Annotated in this window: 25 protein-coding genes and 3 tRNA genes; 11 read left to right on the forward strand and 17 right to left on the reverse strand. The window is 38.7% G+C overall.

Going from position 1 to position 24918, the window contains the following annotated elements:
• The 12 genes from gatA to nhaA all read right to left on the reverse strand — a co-directional run.
• A partial coding sequence (gene gatA / locus CRYPD_RS02010; RefSeq protein ID WP_138145908.1) for an Asp-tRNA(Asn)/Glu-tRNA(Gln) amidotransferase subunit GatA occupies window positions 1–1413 on the reverse strand: 1413 nt, incomplete at its 3' end.
• A 5-nt stretch (window positions 1414–1418) separates the two neighbouring features.
• Window positions 1419–1703, reverse strand: coding sequence for an Asp-tRNA(Asn)/Glu-tRNA(Gln) amidotransferase subunit GatC (gene gatC / locus CRYPD_RS02015; protein WP_138145909.1), 285 nt, complete (start codon window positions 1701–1703; stop codon window positions 1419–1421).
• Between the two features lie 3 nt (window positions 1704–1706).
• Window positions 1707–2312 (reverse strand): hypothetical protein, encoded by a 606-nt coding sequence (locus CRYPD_RS02020; protein WP_138145910.1) that lies wholly within the window; start codon window positions 2310–2312, stop codon window positions 1707–1709.
• On the reverse strand, window positions 2309–3385 hold the full coding sequence (gene aroB, locus CRYPD_RS02025; RefSeq protein WP_138145911.1) for a 3-dehydroquinate synthase: 1077 nt from the start codon (window positions 3383–3385) through the stop codon (window positions 2309–2311). Before aroB ends, CRYPD_RS02020 begins: the two co-directional genes overlap by 4 nt.
• A 69-nt stretch (window positions 3386–3454) precedes the next feature.
• Window positions 3455–6229 (reverse strand): isoleucine--tRNA ligase, encoded by a 2775-nt coding sequence (gene ileS, locus CRYPD_RS02030; RefSeq protein WP_138145912.1) that lies wholly within the window; start codon window positions 6227–6229, stop codon window positions 3455–3457.
• Window positions 6230–6279: 50 nt separating this feature from the next.
• On the reverse strand, window positions 6280–7011 hold the full coding sequence (locus tag CRYPD_RS02035) for a pseudouridine synthase (protein ID WP_138145913.1): 732 nt from the start codon (window positions 7009–7011) through the stop codon (window positions 6280–6282).
• Window positions 7012–7232: 221 nt separating this feature from the next.
• The gene (locus tag CRYPD_RS02040) at window positions 7233–8429 is read right to left on the reverse strand and encodes a tryptophan--tRNA ligase (RefSeq protein ID WP_138145914.1); all 1197 of its coding nucleotides are present in this window, start codon (window positions 8427–8429) and stop codon (window positions 7233–7235) included.
• On the reverse strand, window positions 8419–9021 hold the full coding sequence (locus CRYPD_RS02045; protein ID WP_138145915.1) for a type III pantothenate kinase: 603 nt from the start codon (window positions 9019–9021) through the stop codon (window positions 8419–8421). The genes CRYPD_RS02040 and CRYPD_RS02045 overlap by 11 nt, the downstream gene beginning before the upstream one ends.
• Window positions 9008–10375 (reverse strand): sodium:proton antiporter NhaD, encoded by a 1368-nt coding sequence (gene nhaD / locus CRYPD_RS02050; protein ID WP_138145916.1) that lies wholly within the window; start codon window positions 10373–10375, stop codon window positions 9008–9010. The genes CRYPD_RS02045 and nhaD overlap by 14 nt, the downstream gene beginning before the upstream one ends.
• Before the next feature lie 16 nt (window positions 10376–10391).
• Entirely contained in the window at window positions 10392–11039 is a 648-nt protein-coding gene (gene ygfZ, locus CRYPD_RS02055; RefSeq protein ID WP_138145917.1) for a CAF17-like 4Fe-4S cluster assembly/insertion protein YgfZ, read from the reverse strand.
• A gap of 89 nt (window positions 11040–11128) precedes the next feature.
• On the reverse strand, window positions 11129–11713 hold the full coding sequence (locus CRYPD_RS02060; protein ID WP_138145918.1) for a urate hydroxylase PuuD: 585 nt from the start codon (window positions 11711–11713) through the stop codon (window positions 11129–11131).
• A gap of 333 nt (window positions 11714–12046) precedes the next feature.
• Window positions 12047–13210, reverse strand: coding sequence for a Na+/H+ antiporter NhaA (nhaA, locus tag CRYPD_RS02065; protein WP_138145919.1), 1164 nt, complete (start codon window positions 13208–13210; stop codon window positions 12047–12049).
• A 315-nt stretch (window positions 13211–13525) separates the two neighbouring features.
• Here nhaA and CRYPD_RS02070 point away from each other — a divergent pair, with 315 nt between their 5' ends.
• From CRYPD_RS02070 to CRYPD_RS02080, 3 genes are all read left to right on the forward strand, one after another.
• On the forward strand, window positions 13526–14293 hold the full coding sequence (locus CRYPD_RS02070) for a dual specificity protein phosphatase family protein (RefSeq protein ID WP_138145920.1): 768 nt from the start codon (window positions 13526–13528) through the stop codon (window positions 14291–14293).
• Between the two features lie 85 nt (window positions 14294–14378).
• Window positions 14379–15188 (forward strand): bifunctional DNA-formamidopyrimidine glycosylase/DNA-(apurinic or apyrimidinic site) lyase, encoded by an 810-nt coding sequence (gene mutM, locus CRYPD_RS02075; RefSeq protein ID WP_138145921.1) that lies wholly within the window; start codon window positions 14379–14381, stop codon window positions 15186–15188.
• Complete coding sequence (locus tag CRYPD_RS02080; protein ID WP_138145922.1) at window positions 15176–15583, forward strand: S24 family peptidase; 408 nt, start codon at window positions 15176–15178, stop codon at window positions 15581–15583. The genes mutM and CRYPD_RS02080 overlap by 13 nt, the downstream gene beginning before the upstream one ends.
• Window positions 15584–15590: 7 nt before the next feature.
• Here the strand turns inward: CRYPD_RS02080 and pgeF are convergent, their stop codons facing one another.
• The 5 genes from pgeF to CRYPD_RS02105 form a co-directional block, all read right to left on the reverse strand.
• Window positions 15591–16301 (reverse strand): peptidoglycan editing factor PgeF, encoded by a 711-nt coding sequence (pgeF, locus tag CRYPD_RS02085; protein ID WP_138145923.1) that lies wholly within the window; start codon window positions 16299–16301, stop codon window positions 15591–15593.
• The gene (gene rluD, locus CRYPD_RS02090) at window positions 16288–17232 is read right to left on the reverse strand and encodes a 23S rRNA pseudouridine(1911/1915/1917) synthase RluD (protein ID WP_138145924.1); all 945 of its coding nucleotides are present in this window, start codon (window positions 17230–17232) and stop codon (window positions 16288–16290) included. Before rluD ends, pgeF begins: the two co-directional genes overlap by 14 nt.
• 21 nt (window positions 17233–17253) lie before the next feature.
• A tRNA-Glu gene (locus CRYPD_RS02095) sits at window positions 17254–17330 on the reverse strand.
• Between the two features lie 75 nt (window positions 17331–17405).
• Window positions 17406–17480: transfer RNA gene (locus CRYPD_RS02100), tRNA-Glu, on the reverse strand.
• 14 nt (window positions 17481–17494) lie between these two features.
• Window positions 17495–17570 (reverse strand) — tRNA-Ala (locus CRYPD_RS02105).
• Window positions 17571–17644: 74 nt separating this feature from the next.
• On the opposite strand from CRYPD_RS02105, the gene CRYPD_RS02110 reads away from it, so the two are divergent.
• The 8 genes from CRYPD_RS02110 to CRYPD_RS02145 are packed head-to-tail and all read left to right on the forward strand — an operon-like array spanning window position 17645 to window position 24916.
• Window positions 17645–18367, forward strand: a complete 723-nt coding sequence (locus tag CRYPD_RS02110) for an MBL fold metallo-hydrolase (RefSeq protein ID WP_138145925.1) — start codon at window positions 17645–17647, stop codon at window positions 18365–18367.
• The gene (gene nadD / locus CRYPD_RS02115) at window positions 18364–18915 is read left to right on the forward strand and encodes a nicotinate (nicotinamide) nucleotide adenylyltransferase (protein WP_138145926.1); all 552 of its coding nucleotides are present in this window, start codon (window positions 18364–18366) and stop codon (window positions 18913–18915) included. Before CRYPD_RS02110 ends, nadD begins: the two co-directional genes overlap by 4 nt.
• Window positions 18912–19244 (forward strand): ribosome silencing factor, encoded by a 333-nt coding sequence (rsfS, locus tag CRYPD_RS02120; RefSeq protein WP_138145927.1) that lies wholly within the window; start codon window positions 18912–18914, stop codon window positions 19242–19244. The genes nadD and rsfS overlap by 4 nt, the downstream gene beginning before the upstream one ends.
• Entirely contained in the window at window positions 19220–19708 is a 489-nt protein-coding gene (gene rlmH / locus CRYPD_RS02125) for a 23S rRNA (pseudouridine(1915)-N(3))-methyltransferase RlmH (RefSeq protein WP_244610236.1), read from the forward strand. The genes rsfS and rlmH overlap by 25 nt, the downstream gene beginning before the upstream one ends.
• Window positions 19709–19749: 41 nt before the next feature.
• Window positions 19750–20409 (forward strand): glutathione S-transferase family protein, encoded by a 660-nt coding sequence (locus tag CRYPD_RS02130; protein WP_138145928.1) that lies wholly within the window; start codon window positions 19750–19752, stop codon window positions 20407–20409.
• Between the two features lie 23 nt (window positions 20410–20432).
• Window positions 20433–22844: an efflux RND transporter permease subunit gene (locus CRYPD_RS02135; RefSeq protein WP_138145929.1), complete on the forward strand. Its 2412-nt coding sequence runs from the start codon at window positions 20433–20435 to the stop codon at window positions 22842–22844.
• Window positions 22844–23638: an outer membrane lipoprotein-sorting protein gene (locus tag CRYPD_RS02140; RefSeq protein ID WP_138145930.1), complete on the forward strand. Its 795-nt coding sequence runs from the start codon at window positions 22844–22846 to the stop codon at window positions 23636–23638. Before CRYPD_RS02135 ends, CRYPD_RS02140 begins: the two co-directional genes overlap by 1 nt.
• Window positions 23639–24916: a DUF1302 family protein gene (locus CRYPD_RS02145; RefSeq protein WP_138145931.1), complete on the forward strand. Its 1278-nt coding sequence runs from the start codon at window positions 23639–23641 to the stop codon at window positions 24914–24916. It abuts the gene before it with no gap.
• Window positions 24917–24918 lie beyond the last annotated feature (2 nt).

Raw genomic sequence — 24918 nt, forward strand, 5'->3', positions numbered from 1 at the left:
GTTGGTTACTTGTTGAAACTGGTGGGCAATGTTGAGTAGTTTGGATTCTGACCAGTAATTGCCGATGAGTTGTAAGCCAACAGGCATTTTTTGTGAGAAACCAGCGGGAATGCTCATGCCGGAGAGTCCGGCGAGGTTGGCGCTGAGGGTGTAGATGTCGGCAAGATACATTGAGACTGGGTCTTTGAATGAGCCGAGGTCAAATGCGGTGGTGGGGCTAACGGGGCCCATGATGACATCGACTTTTTCGAAGGCTTGTTTGAAGTCGTCGCTGATAAGATGGCGGGTTTTTTGTGCTTTGAGATAGTAGGCATCGTAATAACCTGCTGAGAGTGCGTAGGTGCCGATCATAATACGGCGTTTGACTTCTTCGCCAAAGCCTTCGGTGCGAGAGCGTAGATAGAGGTCTTCTAAATCTTTGGGATTGTCACAACGATGACCGAATCGGACACCATCCATACGAGATAGGTTTGATGAGCATTCGCAAGGGGCAACGATATAATAAGTTGGGATGGCGTATTTTGAATTTGGTAATGAGATTTCTTTAACGCTTGCACCTAATGCTTCAAACTCTTTAACAGCTGCCATAATGGTTGTGGCGACACCATCATCCAAACCATCGGCAAAAAACTCTTTAGGTAGCCCGATGGTTAAACCTTTGATGGAATCGTTTAAATTCTGCGTGTAGTCTGGCACTTCCCTATCTACACTGGTTGAATCTTTTTCGTCAAACCCTGCCATAGTGTTTAATACCATGGCAGCGTCTTCTGCAGTTTTGGTAAGGGGGCCTGCTTGGTCAAGACTTGAGGCGTAAGCAATCATACCGTATCTTGAAACACGCCCGTAAGTTGGTTTGAGTCCTGTGATGCCACATAAACTGGCGGGTTGGCGGATTGAACCGCCTGTGTCGGTGCCGGTAGCAAAACTGCTTAATCCATCGGCAACGGCGGCGGCAGAACCGCCAGATGAGCCACCCGGTGCTTTGTTTTTATTCCATGGATTTTTAACAGCACCGTAGAATGAATTTTCATTACTTGAGCCCATGGCAAACTCGTCCATATTGGTTTTGCCTAGCATTACTAAACCCGATTGATTGAGTTTGTGGCTAACGGTTGCGTCATAAGGTGAGATGAAATTATCCAACATTTTGGAAGCGGCTGAGGTTTTAACGCCATTGGTGCAAAAAATATCTTTGTGTGCATAAGGGATGCCCGTTAAGATACTGGCCTTGCCTTTGGCAATTTGTGCATCTGCTGTTTGTGCTTGTTGTAATGCTATTTCGTCGGTAATAGTGATGAATGCATTGAGGTCTGAGGTGTTGATTCTGTCTAAATAATGTTGTGTTAATTCAACAGACGAAAATTCTTTGTTTTTCAGCCCTTGTGTTAATTCAACAATGGTTTTTGTGTGCATAAAGTTTATTCTATTACGGTTGGTACTAAATAATGCTGTTTGCCAATTTTCGGGGCAATAGCTTGGAAAGATGCTGATTGGTCATATTCATTAACCTCATCTGTTCGCAAACGCTGAGTCATATGTAGGGGGTGTGCCATTGGGGTAATGGCATCGGTGTTAATCTCAGTGAGTTGTTTGGCCAAGTCTAAAATGGCGTTTAAATCCTTAATGGTTTCGTTCTGAGTATTGGTGTCAATCGTTAATTTAGCTAAATTAGCAATTTGTTTGAGTTCGGTATTATCAATCATAAATTACAGGAAAGGCACGGCGTTAAATACACGCATTGGTTTATTAAAAGAAGATCTTAGTTGTGAGATGTCTTTTTGCATCCAATGCATTGATTTTTGCATGCCAATCATATTGTCGTTCATTTCTTGCATATTCTCAAGCATTGGTTTGAGTGCGCTCATTTTGGCATTAATTTGCATCATATTTGCAGAAATACCGTCTAAATTATCAAGTTTTTTGGCGACAATAAACATATTTTTACTAACGCTGGAAAAGTCTTTTTGCATTTTATTGACCGATTGGCTCATTTGTGCCACATTTTTTGACAAATTATCAATACTGATTACCATGGAAGACATATTACTGCCCATTCTTGGATCCATGGCACTTGCTAGGCGTGTCATATCTTGAGTGATTGAGTAAATAATCATAAAACCGCCGAATGCCAATAGGGAAAATACCAATAAAGACGGCACAAAAAAGCGTTCAAATTTAGAATCTGTGCGTTTGTCTGCGTGTGATTCTACATTTTCTAACATTTTTTCTAAATCAGACATTTTGGTGGTAATCATTACATCGTCTTCATGCACTGCTTCGTTTTCAATGTCTTTATTGGTTTTATCGCTCATAAAAAATCCTTAATTACTTGTTGTAGATCATTTTTCTGATAATCCTTGCTGATAAAGGTTTGTCCTAGTTTTTTCATTAAAACCAAGCGCACCTCGCCATCAATAACTTTCTTGTCAACGCTCATTGCATCCACAAAATCTTGATAGCTTATTTTACTGTTGATAGACACAGGTAACTGAGTTTTTTGCAATAAATCTTTGACCTGCTGCACATCGCTACTAGCGATAAAACCCTCTAATGCTGATAATTCAGCCGCCATTAACATACCTACAGCAACTGCCTCTCCGTGTAAATAAGTGCCATAACCCAATGTATTCTCAATCGCATGAGCAAAAGTATGCCCAAAATTAAGCAAGGCACGCTTGCCAGATTCTAATTCATCTTGTGCCACAATATTGGCTTTGTCAGTGCAAGATTGATGCACTGCTTTGATAATTAAACCCTTGTCACGGTGCATTAAATCGTCTATATTCTGTTGCAAATCAATCAAAAAATCTACATTACCAAGCAAGCCGTATTTAATCACCTCAGCCATTCCTGCTGAATACTGTCTATCGTCTAGCGTATCCAGTGTATCTACATCAATCAACACACATTTTGGCTGATAAAACGCCCCTATCATATTTTTACCCAGTGGGTGGTTAACCCCTGTTTTGCCACCTACGCTAGAATCTACTTGCGACAAAAGCGTGGTTGGAATTTGAATAAAATTAACGCCTCGTTGATAACTGGCGGCTGCAAAACCCGTCATATCACCCACTACGCCACCGCCAAGGGCAATAAGTGTGCAAGAGCGGTCAAAGCGTGCTGTTAAGAGTGCGGTAAAAATCTCGTTGACCGTATCCAAAGTTTTATACTGTTCGCCGTCTAGCAAAATCACCTCAGCCACGGTAAAAAGAGTGAGTAAAGCCTTTACTTTAGCGAGATAAAGCGGGGCAACTGTGGTATTAGTCACGATCATCACCTGCTTACCTTTGATGTGTTGGGTGAGCAAATCAGTCTGTGTGAGTAAATCTTGTCCAATGTAAATCGGGTAAGATTTATCGCCTAAATCAAGATTAAGTGTTTTCATAAAATATTAATAAGTTCATTACTGGTTAAAATTTTCATTCAAGTAAAGGCATTTTTTGCACTTTGGGTGTTACGCAAACTTTCTCTCTTCACCATCACCAACCACATTTTCCACACAACGACCACACAACTCAGGGTGCTCGTGATTAGTGCCAACATCTTCACGGTGATGCCAACAGCGCACGCATTTTTCGTGCTTAGATTGCACTACTTTGACAAATACGCTAGCACTTGCCTCAATACAATCATTGGTTTTTTCGCTAATTGGGTGAATTCTGGCGTAAGAAGTAATAAACACAAAACGCAATTCATCTCTCAATTGAGACAGTAGCTGGTAGACTGCATCTTCGCAATAAATGTCGACTTCTGCATCCAATGACGAACCAATAACTTTATCACTGCGCATCTCTTCCATTTGCTTTTGAATAAATAGCTTAATATTGCGTGTAGTATCAATCGCTTCATTGTTATAATCCGCATTTAACTCCTGATACCATTCTTGTAGAAAAACACTATGTGTTTTCTCACTCGGCATACTCTGCCAAATTTCTTCTGCTGTAAACGACAATACCGGCGCTAGCCAACACACCATTGCCTCCAAAATATGATTAAGTGCCGTTTGCGCACTGCGTCTAGCCTGTGAATTCTCCTGTGTAGTGTATTGCCTGTCCTTAATCACATCTAAATAAAAACCACCTAAATCATTGGTGCAAAAATTCAAAATTAACTGCATCGCATGATGGAAATTGTATTGTTCATAAGCTTCAAGCACTTGCGCTTGCAAAACAGCTGTTTTAGACATAATCCACCTATCCAAATCCAGCATTTTTTGCGTATCAACTTGATGAATCTCAGGATTAAAACCAGCCGTATTCGCCAACATAAAACGCAAAGTGTTACGAATGCGGCGATACGAATCAGCAGAGCGTTTTAAAATCTCATCGGAAACCGTCATCTCGCCCGTATAGTCTGTTGATGCAATCCACAAGCGCAAAATATCCGCACCGAGATTATTCACTACTTTTTGCGGACTCATAACATTGCCCAATGATTTTGACATTTTCTTGCCGTCTTTATCCACAGTAAAACCGTGTGTCAGTACTTGTTTATAAGGCGCTTTACCGTTAATTGCCACTGAGGAAATCAACGAGGATTGAAACCAGCCACGATGTTGGTCTGAGCCTTCTAAATACAAATCTGCTACTTCGGTTAATTCCTCTCTGGTTTTTAATACTGCATAATGACTTACCCCTGAATCAAACCACACATCAAGCGTGTCAGTGGTTTTATCATAATCTTTAACCTCATCGCCTAAAAAATCTTCAATGCTGGATTCAAACCACGCTTCAATGCCATTTTGCTCAATTTTGTCTGCCACGGTGGCAAATAATGCCTGCGTATCAGGGTGCAATTCACCCGTTTGCTTATGCACAAACAGCGTAATCGGCACCCCCCAAAAACGCTGGCGAGAAATACACCAATCAGGGCGATTGCCCACCATCAGTTCAATGCGTTTTTTACCCCAATCAGGTATCCAATCCACTTTTGGAATTTCACTATTAACCGAATCACGCAAGCCATTTTGTTGCATAGACACAAACCACTGTGGGGTGGCACGGAAAATTACCGGAGTTTTATGCCGCCAACAATGCGGATAAGAATGCGTTAATGGCTCATGCTTAACCAATGTATTTGCATTTTTTAAAATTTCAATCACGCTGGCATTAGCCTTGAAAATAAACTGTCCACCCAATAATTCTGTGTCTTTAAAAAACACTCCACGACCATCTACAGGGCATTCAACAGGCAAATCATATTTCAACCCAACTGCATAATCTTCCTGACCATGCGCAGGTGCAGTATGCACCGCACCTGTACCTGCCTCAGTGGTAACATGCTCACCTAAAATAATCGGCACTTGCTTATCATAAAACGGATGCCTCACCTTCAAACCCTCTAATTCACCACCCTTAATTGAGAAGCCCGGCGTCTCAGTTAAGGGGCTCAGTCCGTAACGCAATAATGTATCATCGGCCAAATCTTGTGCCAATAAATAATATTCATCGCCAACATCAACTAACACATAACTCAGCTCTGGATGCACTGTTACCGCCTCGTTTGCCGGTAAAGTCCAAGGTGTTGTGGTCCAAATAACCACAGAGACAGGCTTATTAACTTTAAACAATGTGTTATCAAGCAATCTAAATTTAACATCAATTGCATCAGATTGTTTGTCTTTGTATTCCACTTCTGCCTCAGCCAGTGCCGATCCACACTCGGTACACCAATGCACAGGTTTGTAACCTTTAGATACATGATTATTCTTAACCATTTTGCCCAAGGCGCGCACAATATTGGCCTCATATTGGAAATCTTTGGTTAAATATGGATTGTCCCAATCGGCAAAAATACCCAATCGTTGAAAATCGGTTTTTTGCTTGGCAACCTGTGTATCGGCGTATTTTCTGCACTCTGCCCTAAACGCATTGGCATCAATTTTAATCCCAGCCTTGCCTTTTTTCTTCTCAACATTCAGCTCAATCGGCAAGCCGTGACAATCCCAGCCTGGCACATACGGCGCATCAAAACCCGACAAGGCTTTAGATTTAATAATAATATCTTTTAAGACTTTATTAACCGCATGACCAATATGAATATCGCCATTCGCATACGGTGGCCCATCGTGCAAGATGAACTTAGGCTTGCCTTTGTTGTGTTTGCGAATTTTCGCATACAATGCATCGTCTTGCCATTTTTGCAAAAATCCGCCCTCTCGATTGGCAAGATTTGCCTTCATTGCAAATTTGGTAAAGGGTAAATTTAATGTGGATTTATAATCAGACATTGGCGCTTAGATGATACTAAAAAACGCCATTATACCTTTGTACGACTGTTTTAACCTTTCAAATTAACAGCGTCTAATAACAATTTTACTTGCCCAGGTTTGAGGTAATCATACTGGTTTGCCTTGAGCTTATCTGGCAGACGGATTTCGCCAAAACGAATGCGAATTAAACGAGAAACTTTAAATCCTAGCGCCTCCCAGAGACGGCGCACTTCTCGTTTACGACCTTCTTTTAGCACCACTTTATACCAACGATTTGCACCTTGTCCACCGCCGATAGCTACACGAGAAAACTTGGCAAGACCATCGTCTAATTCAATACCGTCCGTTAATTGTTGCAAATCTTCTTGTTCCACTTGTCCTAACACTCTAACTGCATATTCTCGGTCAATCTCAGAGCTTGGGTGCATAAGTTTGTTGGCTAAATCGCCATTGTTGGTAAACAGCAACAAACCTGATGTATTAAGATCTAAGCGCCCTACCATCACCCAACGAGATTCTTTAGGCAGTAATTCAAAAACGCTTTTGCGCCCTTCGTCATCCTTGTTAGAACAGATAAAACCTGCTTGTTTATTGAGAATAATGACCTTGGTTTCTTCCTCTTGATAACGCACAAGGTCGATTTTTCGTCCATCGATTTTAACCATGTCGGTTATTTCAGCCTTATCACCAATACTCGCAGTTTTATTATTGACTTCAATGCGCCCCTGCTCAATCAGTCGCTCTGCCCAACGGCGTGAACCGTAACCCGCTGTGGCAATGAGTTTTTGTAATCTATCCATTTAAAATTTGAATGAATTTTTCGAACTTAGTGGTATCTTTTTGTTTTTTAATTGAGACCCATGCAACGAAAACAGCCACTATTAAAGCGGCTGTTTGTATCATTTGAAAAATTACTTGATTACTCAAGTCCATTAGACCCTTCTTGTAAAATAATCATTACTTCTCCTTTTTAATATTACTAATTGTTATAATTATAACATACAACCAACAAAACAAACAATTAATAAATAATGCCCATCGCTTCACGCACTTCTGTCATGGTTTCTTGGGCAACACTGCGGGCTTTTTCTGAGCCTTCATGAATGATTTGACTGATGAGTTTTGGGTCAGATTGGTATTTGGCAATGCCTTCTTGGATTGGTAATAATTCCACTTGAATACTGTTAATCACAGGTTGTTTACATTCGACACAGCCCATTTTTGCATGAGTGCAGCCATCTTTTACCCAGTCACAAGTTTGCTCGTCCGAATACACTTCGTGTAATTGCCATACTGGGCATTTGTTTGGGTCGCCCGCATCGGTGAGTTTAATGCGTGCTGGGTCAGTTGGCATACGCCTAATCTTGGCTTCAACTTGTTCTTCACTGTCACGCAGAGAGATGGTGTTGCCGTAAGATTTACTCATTTTTTGCCCATCTAGACCTGGCATTTTTGAGGCTTTGGTCAGCAAGGATTCTGGCTCAGGTAAGATGATTTTCCCCAATCCTTCAATATAACCCAGCAATCTTTCCCTGTCGGTTAGCGTAATGTTTTGTTGTTCTTTTAATAAGGCTTGCGCTTTGGCAAGTGCTTCTGTATCGCCAGTTTCTTGATAAGCTTTGCGTAACGAGCGATAGGATTTGGCTTGTTTTTTGCCTATTTTACTAATGCTGGCTTCTGCTTTTTTTTCAAAATCAGCCTCTCGTCCATACACATAATTAAAGCGTCTTGCCACTTCACGAGTCAGCTCAATATGTGCCACTTGGTCTTCGCCCACAGGCACTAAACCCGCTTTATACATTAAAATATCTGCACTTTGCAAAAGCGGATAGCCCAAAAATCCATAAGTACCCAAATCTTTGGTTTTTAATTTTTCTTGCTGGTCTTTATATGACGGCACCCTTTCTAACCAAGACAGCGGCGTGGTCATCGATAACAACAAATGTAACTCTGCGTGTTCTGGCACTTTTGATTGCACGAAAATCGTCGAAGTATTTGGGTTAATACCCACTGCAAGCCAATCAATTACCATATCAGCTACATTAGTTTTAAGGTCAATTTTGTCTGAATAATGCGTGGTAAAGGCGTGCCAGTCTGCAACAAAAAAATAAGAATCATACTTATTTTGCAACTCCATCCAGTTTTTCAAAACACCGTGATAATGCCCTAAATGCAATTGACCTGTGGGCCTCATTCCTGATAAAACTCTATTTTCCATTTATTATTTCCAATCCCGTTATTACTAAATTTTGATGATATTGTGCCCGCTTAATATCAACTACCACTTGTCCGCCGCCGGTGATTAAAATCAAACCATTAAACGCATCACAACGCTTTTCAATAGTATCACGCAGCATATTTTCAGTCCCCAACTGCCATGACTGCCGAGTGTCATCGCCCACAAAGGCTTTACACTTTTGTAACTGATAAAGCCCCGGCGCAATACCGCCATCAATATGCCTATTATTCTGCACAATATCAATAGTAATGAATGTGCCAATATCCACCAGCATAAAATCTTGTTCTGGGTATTTCTCGTATCCTGCCACAATACCTAAAAAACGATCAACACCCAATTGCTCTAAATTATAATCAAAAACCAAGCCTTTATAAGGCTTAGGTTTAATAATTGTTGGATTAGAAAAATGCTGAATAAGTTGATGATTTGCTACACAGGCTATGGCGCTGGACTGGTGTTGTGGTATTACACTGGGTTGGAAGTCTTTAATATCAACACTGTTATAATCGCTGCCAATCTTCCAACCAACACTGCTGCTACCAATATCTACTAATAAATCAAATTGAGACATTGAATAATTCTTTGCTCCACCATAAATGCGTTAGAATGCTGGCAGCATAGCCCAGTGCAATGACTGGCATCCATTTTAGGTGCGATACAAATGTGTAAAGACCCTTTGATTGCCCCATCAATGCCACACCTGCAGCCGAGCCCACCGAAAGCAAACTGCCACCCACGCCTGTTGTTAGTGTGACTAACAGCCACTGACCTAATGACATATCAGGATTCATACTTAATACCGCAAACATCACTGGAATATTGTCAACAATTGCCGACAACACGCCAACCACAATATTGGCATAAGTTGCCCCTAAAGAAGCATACATCATCTCTGAAGTCATTGCCAAATAACCCATAAAACCCAACCCACCAACACTTAAAATCACCCCAAAGAAAAATAACAAGGTATCCCATTCGGCTTTTGCTAAGTTGTTAAAAATATCACATTCACCTCCTCTAAACTTACGAATAAAAAACGATGCTAGCATTAAATAACCTAGCCCCATCATCATTCCCATTGCAGGTGGCAAGTGTAAAAAATTATGAAAACTTACTGCAGTGGCAATTGTAAGCGTAAACAAAACAACGACCCCTATCCCACCTTCTTTAACTTTAACAACACTGTTTTCCAGTAGTTCAGATGGTTCATTTTTAATCGCAAAATGCATAATTACCGCTGGTACTAAAAAGTTAACTATTGATGGAATAAATAAAGCAAAGAATTGATCGAATTCAACCACCCCTTTTTGCCAAACCATCAGCGTGGTAATATCGCCAAACGGGCTAAATGCACCCCCTGCATTTGCTGCCACCACAATATTTACAAAAGCAATAGAAATGAAACGCACATTGTTACCACCAACTGATAATACCACAGCGCCCATAATCAATGCTGTTGTTAAGTTGTCAGCAACAGGGGAAATAAAAAATGCTAAGAATCCTGTCAACCAAAATAACTGCCTTAAAGTAAAGCCTTTGTTAATCAGCCACACTTTCAGCGATTCAAGAATCTTGCGCTCTCTCATTGCTTCAATGTAGGTCATTGCTACCAATAGAAATAGAAATAATTCAGCAAACTCTAACAAATTATGACGCAATACTATTTCAGCAGTATGTGGAAGCCCTTCCGAAGCGTATACCCAACCAATCAACCCCCAAATAATGCCTGCCGCTAGAATGACTGGCTTGGATTTACTAAACCCTGTAAATTCTTCTGCCATTACTAAAATATAGGCAACAACAAACAAGGCAAGTGAGAAATAACCCACCCAATGGCTAGTTAAATCTAGAGTTGTATGGAGTTCGCTGGCTGCAAAAGTAGGGGAAACTAACAGCAATAATGCCAAAATTTTGATGAATTTCATGGTGTGTTATTGCGTGTTATGATGAAAAATTAGCCAATTCAAGCCGCTTAACTGGCTTGTTGTTAACAAAAAGTGTTTTGTCTTTTTCAGCAATCTTAAGGGTTGCAAAAAAGCAAGATTTTACCTGATTAAGCACCGTTCCAACGACCTTTGTAGAGTCTTCCAGTGTTAATTTATCCAACGGATTAACTATAAAATCACACTCAAATTGATACAATCTGCGTTTTGACTTGCCTAAGTAATGCACTCTTGCCACCACCTCTTGCCCAGGATAGCACCCTTTAGTAAAGCTTATGCCCACCTCATCAATGTCCAAATTCAAATCTTGAGGGATAAATTTCTCACTACTTGCCAGTGTTACCTGCGCCTCTTCAATAGGACTTTCTTGATTGCCAATCTCACTAAAAACCACTTCGGCATTAAGCGCAAACATTTTTAGGCGATTTTGTACCACGGCGTATAGGTCCGGTGCAAAATCCAAATAAAAACCATCTTCTTGTCTGCCGACCCACATCAGTGCAATAATACGCCCTTGATGCTGACAATAAGCATTCAGTTGCCATTCTCCCTCGGTGATTTTATCAATATCGTTTGACAATTGCCCCTGTAAGAAACTTTGTGCATCTTTGCCACTAACTTTTAGATTGGGTATTCTTGTTATCATAAAAATGGATTATACAATAGACGACAAAAAACCGAAGACAAAGCTTCGGTTTTTTTTTAAATAACTCTAATTTTTAATTAAAACTTATCCTAATGCCATGCAATCATAGTTAGTAACATTGGCACAGAAAGAATGACATTGATTGATGAAGCCAATGCCGCATTTTTCTTAGCTGTTGCGATTTCTTCCGCTGTCGCCTCTTTCATACCTAAAATCTTTTGCTGATTTGGCCAAATAATAAACCACACATTAAATGCCATAATTGTGCCCATCCATGCGCCGATACCGATAACTTGATATCCTGTGCTAAGCATAAACGCCTTTCCAATAGCGCCTTGCACGCCAAGTAACACCAAACCAAGAATTAAAGTCGTAGCCGCTGCCATACGAAACCACAACAAAGCACGAGGTGCAACATACTTGCCAATCGCCGCTGGACCAGGTCCATTGCTATCAGCCAATGCAGCGCCCATCGCTGGCACTTGCACAAAGTTGAAATAATATAACAAACCAATCCAAACAATACCTGCTAATACATGTAGCCATACTGTCATACCATAATGCGATATATTTTGAGCCTCTATTGCATTATCTTTGAACACATAAAACACAATTGCTGTTAAAACAAAACCAAGTGCAATTTTACACTGCACTAAATTAATACGATTAAACATACTTTCTCTCCATTGTTATAAAGTTGACTATTATAATAAGGTATTTAAAATTATGTGCTATTTTTCTACTTTTTACCCTATTAACCATTATTCCTACTACACCCTGTTTACGCGACACACTACTCTGTCTTAGGCCTTTAAATAATATATCTATTATTTGAGACCTTTGCATAAATTGAGACCTTCGCATAAATAGGGATGATTAGCAAAATTCAATTTTTGCCAGATTGGTGATTTTATTAAACCTTCTCCTAGCAGGGCTAAGGCTGGGTTTAAAAAATCGCCAATCTGGTAAAAATTGAATACTGCTAATCATCATTTACGCAAAAGTCTCTATTTTCTATTCGCTTTCAAAACCAAGTAACCAACAATACCAGACGCAAATGAACCTAGAAGTATCGCTAATTTATCAGTGTATTGAAAAAGGCTGGCGTCTTCAAAGGCTAACGACACAATAAATAAACTCATCGTAAATCCAATACCTGCTAAAACAGATACGCCATAAAGTTGCATCCAATTACTACCTTCAGGCAATGTTGCTAATTTTAATTTTATTGCCAAAAAACTAAAACCAAACACTCCCAACTGCTTGCCAACAAACAATCCCAACATAATACCCAGTGGTACGGTTCCAGACATTTGAGTTAATGAAATATCTATGATATTTACCCCTGCATTAACAAAAGCAAACAACGGTAAAATAAAAAAAGCAACCCAAAAATGTAGATTGTGCTCAATCTCTTCAAGTGGAAAAACGGACAGTTGATTTTCGTCTTTACCAGTGAGTGGAATCGTAAATGCCAACGCCACGCCTGCTAAAGTTGCATGCACGCCTGATTTTAGCACAGCAATCCAAAGCACAATACCGACCGTAAAATAAGCTGCCTTTCTCGTTACACCAAACCAATTAAGCACAATCAAAATAACCAAAGAAGCCGACGCTATAACAATTGACAAAGTAGACAGGTCAGCCGTATAAAAAATGGCAATAATGACAATCGCACCTAAATCATCAATAATAGCCAAGGCCATTAGAAATATTTTGAGCGATGCTGGCACTCGATTGCCCAGTAAAGAAAGAATTGCCAAGGCAAAGGCAATATCTGTTGCTGTCGGAATTGCCCAACCATTCTGTGCAATAGGATAGTTTTGATTAAAGGCAAAATAGATAGCAGCTGGAACAACCATACCGCCTATAGCCGCAATCCCTGGCAAGGCTATTTGATTCCAAGATGAGAGCGACCCACCCATCATTTCTTTTTTAACTTCAAGACCAATTAATAAGAAAAATATACTCATTAGCCCATCGTTTACCCAATGATAAAGCGACTTATCCAAATGCAACGCACCAATGCGTATCTCCACGGGAATATGTAAAAAAGACTCGTACAATGGCGCTAAAAAAGTATTACTTAATACCAGTGCTAAAATGGTTGCAAATATGAGAAAAATACCACTAGAAGACTCTTTTTGTATAAATTTTTCAATTGAACTCATGGGTTTCGATAGGGTTTTAAATTGATGATAATTTTACCTTAACCCCAATTCAAAAATAACAATCATTATTTTCAATGTTCCTTTAAAATGATAACTAATACAAAGACCTTAATATTTACAAACACAGTAAGATTTTATTGTATATAATTAAAAATGCAGTTATCTTTTGTATATTCGCCCGTTGAGTGAAGTGGTTTTTTGGTTGAAACCATTATAGGGAATTAGATTTTCTGCATTTTTTTTGAATTGGGATAGATAATATCAAGTTCATAAAATTGTAAGATGAAAAAAAACTAAAAAACCAAGGAGAAGTGAATGAGAATTTACAACATTAGATTTATTTTTATAGCGCTGTTGGCACTTATCACAGCATCGTATGGAGCGAAGAATGCTGAAAAAGATCTTCTTTCTAGTCCAACCCTGATTACTCAAGGACAGAATAAAAATCTCAAGTTATCGCCAGAAAGAACGAAGTTTGTTGATCAAATTGGTAATAATTTATTGTATAGAGGAAGCCTTCCTATTGAAAATAAACAATTTATTTTACAAAAAACACTGGACTCTATGGTTTTAGAAAGCAGTCGAAAAACGCCAGTCAACAAGGCATTAGTAGCACCAAAAACTCTGCCTAAGCTAAATAATTTCATAGATTTTAATTTATTAACAGCTCTCAAGTCTAGTGAAAAAGCTGATTTTAATATTGAAAATGATTTTTTCTCAAAAAATCCAAAGTTAGGAAAATTGATACATTATGATGTGAATGTTCTTTTTATAAAAGGCATTACCACAGGTAAAGTAGGCGAACTCATTGACCCTGTGATCACAGATTTACGAGCTCAACTATCAAAAGTTGAAGATACGCCACGTATTATTTATGTACATTGTGAAGCAGGCCTAGACAGGACTGGCGCAACTATTGCGGGATATGCAATGCGTTATTTAAAATATTCGTATATAGATGCACTTGCTCTTAATGTCACACTTGGACTAAGAGAACCACAATCTTATGCGAGATTAGCAATTAAATTATATGCAATCTATTTGAGAGATGTTATTGGTATTAAAACAATAGGAAAGATTTAGTTAAAGCAGGCGAAAGGCGGACTTTTGATTATTATTCGCATTTAGTATGAAGGCCTCAAATTAAAACCCTTTCCCAATACAACTAATGCCAGAATTACCTGAAGTAGAAACTACTAAACGAGGGCTTAAGTTGTTGATTGTCAGCCAAGTGGTTAATCAGGTAGTGTTATATCGGGATAATTTGCGCTGGGAAATACCCAAACATTTACCGACAACGCTGGCTAATCAGGCTGTGAATGCAGTTGAACGGCGAGGAAAGTATTTATTAATTAAATTCAATGCAGGAATGCTGATTATTCATTTGGGCATGAGTGGGTCAGTTAAAGTGGTGGATAGTACTGTGCCGCTCAAAAAACACGACCATTTTGAATTGGTATTTACGAATGGAAAGTGTATGCGTTTAAACGACCCTAGGCGATTTGGGGCAGTGTTGTTTTCTATGGACAATACCCACTCTTTATTAGACAATCTGGGTGTTGAGCCGCTGGAAGTATTGTTTGATGAGCAATACTTATATGGAAAATCTCACAAAAAACAGCAGAACATCAAGGCATTTATTATGGACAGCAAAGTGGTGGTTGGCGTGGGCAATATCTATGCTTGCGAGAGCTTGTATAAAGCCGGTATAAATCCTAAGCGACAAGCGGGCAGTGTAAGTAAAAAACGTTACACGCACTTAACCCAATGTATTAAAGATATTCTTACTCAAGCAATCAAGGCTGGTGGGACGACTTTGCAAGATTTTTCCTCAGTAGACGGAAAACCTGGCTACTTCGCACAAACTTTATCCGTGTATGGGCGTGAAAATGAAAATTGCACGCAATGTCGTAGTAAAATAGCACGCATTATACAAAATCAACGCTCAACTTTTTATTGCCCATCATGCCAGACATAGACACCCCACAAGAAATATTTGAAACCAACTGTGGCACTAACTCAGAGCCATTTGCCTTGCAAAATTTAGGCAATTACATGGAGCCTGAGTTTAGTGAAAACTGCATTTTAATCATCGACCCTGGTATGCACATTCATCATCGTGCTTATGCGGTGGTGCGCTACCAAGGCGAGCTGTATTTTCGTCAATACCTTGAGCGTGGTAGTGCCAAATTTTTAGTTCCATTAAGCACACAGCATGATGAGATTGAGTTAAAAGATGATTTTGAGACGGTTGGATGTGTCATACAGCAAAAACAACGCAAGCAAAAACCACTACATTATTACCATCTCAACACCGAAACCAAGGAAATGGATTTTTCTATTTCTGGCAAAGAAAAGGAAAAAGGAGAATAGTTGTTATTTAGTCAATCCAAATAAGATGCGCCATTCTGCCTGAGTTTGCGCCATCTCGGCGATAGGAAAAATAATCTTTTTCCTGCTCCACGGTGCATTGATCACCGCCTGTAATTTTTTTAACACCTAAGTCATTCAAAATAATGCGTACAGCCTGATAAATATCCAAGTGATATTTGTTACCTTTTTGCGTTAGTGCTGCACTGAGTTTTTTGTCCTTGGCAATAAATTTCTCAAATACTTCTTTACCCACCTCAAGGTTTTTTGCACAAATTGCCGCACCAAAATGCACCAACAAATCACGCTCATCAAACTGAGTGACAAATGATTCGATCACACCGTTTAAAATCCCCTGCCAGCCTGCATGAGCAACGCCAACTTGTGTGCCCAATTGATTAGAGGCAAAAACTGGTAAACAATCTGCCGTCATCACCGCACAAACCGCACCTTTTTCACGGGTAATAACAGCGTCCCCTTCGCAATCGTGAGAATTGGCATTTAGGCAAATATTAGAATGTATTTGATTCAACCATTTTGGCATACTGGGCAGATCAAAATGCGTTACTAGCAACTCACGATTGTGAGCAACGGCATCAAGATTATCACCCGTGTGTGTTGCTAAATTAAAATTATCATAATTACCAACACTCGCCCCACCCGCTAGATATCGCGGGGTTGAAAGCAAGTTTACATTATTCGGAAAATTAGGCGGGGTCATATTTTTGTAATGCTTTAATAAGGGCTTGCATATCTTGTGGCAATGGCGCTTTCCATGACATTTCCTCACCTGAAATTGGGTGTGTTAAGGTGAGTTTTTTAGAATGTAGTGTTTGACGATTAAAACCTTTGAGTGTGTCTTTTAGGGCTTCGTCTGCTTTTTTTGGAAAACGAATTTTACCGCCATACATCGGATCAGCAATTAATGGATGCCCAATATGAGACATATGTACTCGGATTTGATGGGTACGCCCTGTTTCCAAAATCGCTTTGATATGGGTATGATGTGCAAACCTATCAATCACACGGTAATGCGTGGTGGCATGTTTGCCATCTTCAACTACTGCCTGCCTAATACGGTCTTTTGGGTCGCGTCCAATCGGCTCATCAACCGTACCGCCTGAAATCATATGCCCATATACAATGGCAGAATATTCTCTATTTACACGATGTTCTTGCAATTGCTCAACCAGATTTTTTTGTGCCAGTTCACTGCGAGCAACTACCATTAAACCCGATGTGTTTTTGTCCAAACGATGCACAATCCCTGCCCTGTCAAGATTGGCAAGTGATGGGTCGTAATATAGAAGTGCATTTGCCAATGTGCCCGTCCAATTACCTGCACCCGGATGCGTGACTAAGCCGACTGGCTTGTTAATAATAATAATATCTGCATCCTTAAATACTATGTTTAACGGTATATCTTCTGCCACCCAATCGTTGGTTTTTTCTTGTTTAATCTCAAGTACAACAATTTCACCACCCGATACTTTTTCTTTGGGTTTGAAGGTTTTTCCATTAACAAGTGCCCCACCTGATTTTACCCATGTGGTAATTTTCGAGCGAGAATAATCTGGTAGCATTAATGCTAATGCGCTGTCAATGCGCTGTCCGATTAATCGGTCTGGAATAATGATGTTAAGTTGATTCATACGCATTTAGATTTTATAATTTGGCGTCCCGTAAGAGATTTGAACTCCTGTTATCAGGATGAAATCCTGAGGTCCTGGGCCAGCTAGACGAACGGGACGAGAGTATTTTACACCATTTCTTGAAGACGAAAAAAAATGGCTCAGTTTTTATCAAACTGAACCATTTTAAAGTATGGCATCGCCTAGGAGAATCGAACTCCTCTTACTAGGATGAAAACCTAGGGTCCTGACCGATAGACGAAGGCGACATAATTTTTTTACTTGGTGGAGCTAAGCGGGATCGAACCGCTGACCCCGACACTGCCAGTGTCGTGCTCTCCCAGCTGAGCTATAGCCCCATAAAATACTGGTGACCAAATAAAAGAAACAAATTATAGCGTGTCCAGCGAATTAGTCAAGTTAAAATACTACTATGCTAGAAAAAAAATATACTGAAAAAACTTTTACCTTAGAAATTCTTTATCACATTGGTGCATTAGAAGATTCCATTCATTTTATCTTTGACCATGATACCAAAACTTGTGCTATTATTGACCCAGCATGGGATGCATCGTTATTTATCCAACGGATACACGACAAAGGCTACACGCTTACTGATATTTGGCTAACGCATTGGCATTTTGACCACACCAATGCCGTTGATGAAATTGTGGAAAAAACAGGGGCAAAAGTTACCGCAGGCATTCATGAAGTGCCTTATTTACAGATTGACAGTTTGCCTGAAACCGTTGAAAACAACGACACTATTTTTATTGGCAATACGGCAGCTAAAATTATCCATACACCAGGGCATAGTGCTGGTGGGATTTGTTATTTGCTGGATGGGCATATTATTGTTGGTGACACCTTGTTTGTTTATGGGGCGGGACATTGTTCATTACCTGGTGGTAATATTAGTGAGTTATTTCATTCTATGCAAAAACTTAAACAAATTAATGACAAGGTTATGCTTCATTGTGGGCATGATTATGGCTGCAAAGTTGAAACCACGATGGGCGAACAAAAACAAGGTAACGCTTATTTATTGATTGACAATGAGGCAGATTTTATGCGCTTTGTAGAGGGAATGTCGATTGGTCAATACCCCTATCCAACCGAGGCATTGACCAAAACAGAAATTCAAGTAATGCTATGATTGGTTTTTTTGGCGGCTCATTTGACCCTGTGCATTATGGACACTTAAAAACGGCTCGTGCTATAAAAAAAGAGTTGAAACTAAAGCAACTTTTTTTAATACCTTGTAAAACCCCTGTGCATAAAACTAACTTACAATTTTCTAACAAACAACGCCTTGAGATGTTAAATTTAGCACTCGTTGAATTTGATGATTTGCAGGTTGATACTCAAGAGATTGACCGACAAAACGCCTCTTACACCATTGACACGCTCAAGCAAATTAATAAGGATTATCTAAACGAAGAGATTTTCCTGATTATGGGCGAAGACAGTTTTAATACACTGGAAGCTTGGAAAAACTACCAACAATTTGGCAATTATGCGCAATTAGTGGTTTTACCAAGATTACCCCTTGTAAAAGGATCGGCCTCTTACAAGAAGGTGTATTTTGCAAAAACGCCGTTAGTTGACATCTCATCAACGCAAATTAGAAGTAAAATACGCAACCAGCAAGATTTATCAGGACTTTTGCCCGAGAATATTATTAAATATATTAAAAAACTATGAATTTAAAACAACAATTAGAAGCAGTGATTAACATTATCGACGAACTTAAAGGTGAGGATGTTGTTACCCTAAAAGTTTTACAGCAAAGCGCAGATATTGAGGCGATTGTGATTGCCACAGGGCGCTCTACGCAACATGTGCGCGGCATTGCTAATAATGTCAAAATTGAGGCAAAGCGTTTAGGAATGAAAGTTGTTGGTATTGAGGGTGCGGAAACGGGGCATTGGATGCTCATTGATTTGGCAGAAGTAGTGGTGCATGTTATGACTGAGAAAACTAGAGAATTTTACAAATTAGAAAAATTATGGTCGGGAACGGACGACGAGTGAAAATCAACTTGATTGCCATTGGTAAAAAAATGCCTGATTGGATACAAACAGGAATTACGCATTATCAAAAACAATTACCTCGTGAACTCAACTTTAACTTAACTACGCCTGAAGCACAAAAACGCAAAAGCAAAAATATTGAACAAATCAAACAACTTGAAGGTGAGTTATTAATGAAAGCCAGTGCCACTGCAAATTTGATTATTGCTTTTGACGAACATGGTAAACAACACTCCACTAAAGAAATCGCTCAAGCAATGCAAAATTGGCAACAAAATGGCGATAGTGTGGCTTTGCTGATTGGTGGTGCCGATGGTTTAAGCAATACAATTAAACAACAGGCTCATCAATTATGGGGATTGTCAAACTTAACTTTGCCACATTCAATAGCACGATTATTGGCAGTGGAGCAAATTTATCGTGCCCATTCATTATTAACCAACCACCCCTATCATCGGGAATAATCTGAGGAAGGCAGGGCTTTCTTTATCATAAGGAGAAAAAAATGAAATTAGAACTGATTAGCTTTAAACTTTGTCCGTTTGCACAACGCACGGTGATTTTATTAAACACACAAAAACTTGACTTTGAAATAACCTATATCAATCCAATGAATCCGCCCGATTGGTTCAAAAAAATCTCGCCAACTGGGCAAGTACCACTGCTGAAAGTTGATGATAAAATCGTGTTTGAATCCTCAGTAATTAGCGAGTTTGTGAATGATATTGGTACGCTAGATTTACACCCTAACGATGTAGTTGAAAAAGCTAACAACCGCTCATGGATCGCTTTTTCTGGCACTATGTTTGATGATTTATTCAGCCTAATAACAGGCAATGAGGAAAAATTCAACGCTGCAAAAACAAACTTGTTTGCAAAATTTGCCAAACTTGAGGCGGTTAAACACAACAATACATTTTTTAACAATGACGATTTTGCTATGATTGATGTGGCTTTTTCCCCTATTTTTATGCGCCTAGCGTGGATTAACGAATTTACCAATAACACCCTATCTATCACAGAATTTAAACATTTAAGTGCTTGGAGTGATGCAGTTTTAGCACTTGATGTGGTTAAAAACTCCGTGGTTAAGGGGTTGGATGATGTGTATTATTCAAACATTGAAGCGCGCGAAGGCCATCTCTCAACCTTATTAATTGATTGATTTTTTAACTTACGGATATGACAATGAACTGGCGACTAAAAACAGAGCAAAAATTTAAACAATTAGCAGATTTTATTTTTGAAAATAGCAAAAAAACCATTCTTGCAGTTTTACTTGTTGTGGCAGCACTTGGGTCTAATCTTCCGAATCTTAAAATGGATACTTCAACTGAGGGGTTTTTGCATAAAACTGATGAACTTCGTGTTAAATACGATGAATTTCGTGACCAATTCGGCAGAGATGAAAAAATCTTAATTGCTGTTGAAACTAAAGATATTTTTGACCTTAATTTTCTTAAAAAACTGGCAAAACTACACCAAGAATTAGAAAACAATTTGCCCTACATTGAAGAGGTTAATTCTTTAATAAACGCCAGAAACACCCTTGGCACAACGGACAGTTTAATTGTTGAGGATTTGTTTGATGATTATAAAATTGATAAATCCACACTCAGTGCTAAAAAACAACTGGCAAGTGCCAATCCTTTGTTAAAAGATTTGCTATTTAATGGCGATAAAACTTTTACCAGCATCATCATCGATACACAAACTTACTCTAGTTTTGATAAAAATGGCAAAAAAATAGTCGTTAACGAGGAAGATGAGTTTGCCGAAGAAACGACAAACAATACACCTAAATTATATTTAACAGACAATGAAAACACCAAAATCATTGAAGCAGTGCAACAAATTACCAAAAAATACGAAGATGTTAATTTTAAAGTGCATCTTGCAGGTTCAGCGTTATTTGCTGGCGTTATTAAGCAGGCAATGAGAAAAGACACCCAAAGTTTTATCCAAAAAATGTTGCTCATGGTAATTTTGGTTTTGGCATTAATGTTCAGGCGAGTCTCGGGGGTTGTTCTGCCACTTATCACTGTTGTTTTAACAATCGTGAGTGCTGTTTCATTAATGGCACTGTTTGATGCCCCCTTTACTATTGTTACTCAAATTATGCCCTCGTTTTTATTGGCAGTTATTACTGGGGCGAGCATCCACCTTTTGGCAATGTTTTATAAAGACTTTGCCAAAACTGGGGATAAAAAATCAGCACTGCGTTTTTCCATGGGGCATTCTGGCTTTGCCATTGTAATGACCTCACTTACCACTGCTGCTGGTATGTGGTCGTTTTCATTTTCCGATGTTGCCCCTGTTGCCAACTTAGGCATTTTTGCTAGTGCCAGTATTATATTAGGGCTGTTGTTTGTTTTAATATTGTTGCCTGCTATGCTTGCCACTCTGAAACTCAAGCACAAACCCATTGCCTCGCATAATAAAACAATGGACACTTTTTTACACAAGATTGCTGATTTTTCCCTAAACAATGCTAAATCCATTGTGGTAATTAGCAGTATTATGATTATTATTGCAATCTCTTTTGCCACACAAATGAAATTTTCTCACCACCCACTCATCTGGTTTAAGGCTGACAATCCAGTGCGTGTTGATGTTGAAACGATTGACAGAGAGTTAAACGGCTCAATGACTTTGGAGATTATTGTTGATACTGGACGAGAAAATGGTCTGTATGAACCAGCGATGCTACAAAAAATTGAAAGAACAACTGATTATCTTAACACCTTAAAAGACAGGGATATTTTTGTCGGTAAAACAATAACGCTGGTTGATGTATTAAAAGAAACCAATAAGGCGCTGAATGCAAATAATACAGCGTTTTACAAAATCCCTACTAACAAAGATTTGATTGCACAAGAATTATTTTTATTTGCCAATAGCGGTAGTGATGATTTGGAGGATTTTGTTGATTCTGGTTTTTCTAAGGCACGCATAACGGTCAAAGTGCCTTTTGTTGATGCCATTAAATACAATCAATTTTTAAGTGAGATTAAAACCAAAATTTCACAAGAATTTAACACAAAAGCCGATGTTTCTTTCACTGGCATTGGTATTTTACTTTCCAGTATTATGGAAAAATCCATTCATTCTAGTGCAATTAGTTATGTGCTGGCATTTGGACTTATTGCCATTATGATGATAATTTTAATTGGCAATATTAAAATCGGCTTGATTAGTATGATTCCAAATATTCTGCCAATGTTGACCATCACGGCAATGATGGTTGGTTTCGGCATTCCTTTTGATATGTTTTCAATGCTTGTGGGGGCGATTGCCCTAGGTCTTGCCGTTGACGATACTGTGCATTTTATGCACAATTTTAATCGCTATCGATTAGAGGGTAAAAATGTTGATGAGGCTACAAGGCTAACTCTTATTGGAACGGGGCGGGCGATTATCGTTACTTCCGTTGTGCTTTCTCTTGGATTTTTAGTGCTATTAAGTGCCAGTATGACCAATATGTTGAATTTTGGTATTTTGACTGCCAGCGCTATTTTTATCGCCCTTATTGCTGACTTTTTACTGATGCCTGCTATTATGAAACTATTAGAAAAACCTAAATCTTTGGAGCAAAAATAATGAAAAAATTACTACTACCCACCCTATTGTTAAGTTTTGGCGTTAATGCCTTAACAGGCTTAGAAATTATGCAAAAAGTTGATGCCCGAGATGATGGCAGCAGCATTGTCTCCACTTTGCAAATGGTTTTAATCGACAAACACAAGAAAAAACGCATCAGACAAATGCGCACATTTTCCAAAGACATAAATAAGAACACTGAACATAAATCTGTCTTTTTTCTAACGCCCAGCGATGTTAAAAACACAGCGTTTTTAACTTTTGATTATAGCGGGAACGACAAAGATGATGACCAATGGATGTATCTCCCTGCACTCAAAAAAACCAAACGCATCCCAGCCAGTGACAAAGATGGCGCTTTTATGGGCAGTGATTTTTCTTATGCTGATATGACGGATAAAAATCTTGATGATTATCATTTTAAACTGCTAAAAGAAAGCATTATTAAACGCAAAGATGATAAAAATCCAGTATGGATTATCCAATCTTTGCCAAAAAATAAAGCCGTGATTGACGAAACTGGCTACACCAAAAGCATTTTATATATTCGCAAAGATAATTTTATGCTCGCCCGTGCCAAGTTTTATCTTAAAAAAGCCAACCGAGTTAAATATATGGATGTTCGTAAAATGGAAAAAATTGATGGTATTTGGGTGGCAACACAAACGACAATGACGACAAAATACGGCAAACAAACTCTACATAAAACCATTTTGAGTAATCGTGATATTAAAATTAATGTTGCCATTGATGATGAAATGTTCAGTGTTCGTAAAATTGAAAAAGGTTTGTAAATGAAGCTTGTTTTATTATTCTTACTCCTTTTAAATGCTTTTTTATTAAATGCTGAAGAAGGATTTGATGATGGGTTTGATGATAATATTGACGACATTATCACCACCACATTGCCACCTGAAAAAAATATTGTGTATGGTTCCGTCAATTTGGAAACGCATTATAATTTTAATAACGATAAAAACCTATCTTCCACCAAACTGCTATTAGATTTAACCACCGATTATAAAATGGACAATGGTTTTAAGGTAAACAGCAATTTGAAAGCCTATCATGACTTTATATTTTATGCTAGCAACAACTATGAAACAACGCCTAGTGGCTATGAAAGTGAATTAAATTTAAACGAATTAAATATTGAAGGCAATATTAGTACCAATCTTGATTTTAAAATTGGCAGACAAATTGTCGTTTGGGGTAAATCCGATGCTATTCGCATTACCGATGTTCTAAATCCATTAGACAATCACACACCGGGGTTGATTGACATTAAAAATTTGCGTCTTGGTCGATTTATGAGTAAATTAGATTATTACCAAGATAACCTAAAATTTTCTACTGCCATTTTGCACGAAAATCGTTTTAGTAAAAATCCAAAATTCGGCTCTGATTTTAAAAAAAGCATTGATTTATCAGAGAATAAACCCAATAATGATTTAAAAAATACCGGCATTGCACTCAGCCTCACTGGCGAGTTTTCTGGGTATGATTTTGGTGTATATTTCGCTGATACTTACCTTGATAAACCTTATTTTAAAGATGGTGTTTTACAGTTTGATAACCGGTCAAAAATGCTAGGTTTGGCTTATAACAAAGTAGTTCGCAGTTTTTTATTAAAAACAGAAGTTGCCTATTTTAACAACATTAAATACGCAGGACTAACTGACACAAGATCGAGAATAGACGCTTTAATCGGCGTGGAATACACTGGCATTAGCGATGGCTCAATAAGCTATGAATTGGCACTGAGAAAAATCAATCATTATGATGATATCATCAACACTCAATCCAATAATTTCACCCAACAAGAAAGCTATCAACACGCACTTCGTTTTACTCAGTCATACCTCAATCAAACTCTAAATTTAACTGCAATTGCTGGTGTATTTGGCAAAAAAGGTGATGCAGGAGGTTTTGCCAGAACTTCATTAGATTATGCTATTGATGACAAACTTTCAATAAGCGGTGGCATCATTGATTATATTGGCGGCTCCACTACTACTGATTCAATTAAAAATAACGATAGAATTTTTACTAAAATCAGTTATGCTTTTTAGGG

This window comes from Bathymodiolus heckerae thiotrophic gill symbiont, from assembly GCF_900180345.1.
In the GTDB taxonomy this organism is placed as follows: domain Bacteria; phylum Pseudomonadota; class Gammaproteobacteria; order PS1; family Pseudothioglobaceae; genus Thiodubiliella.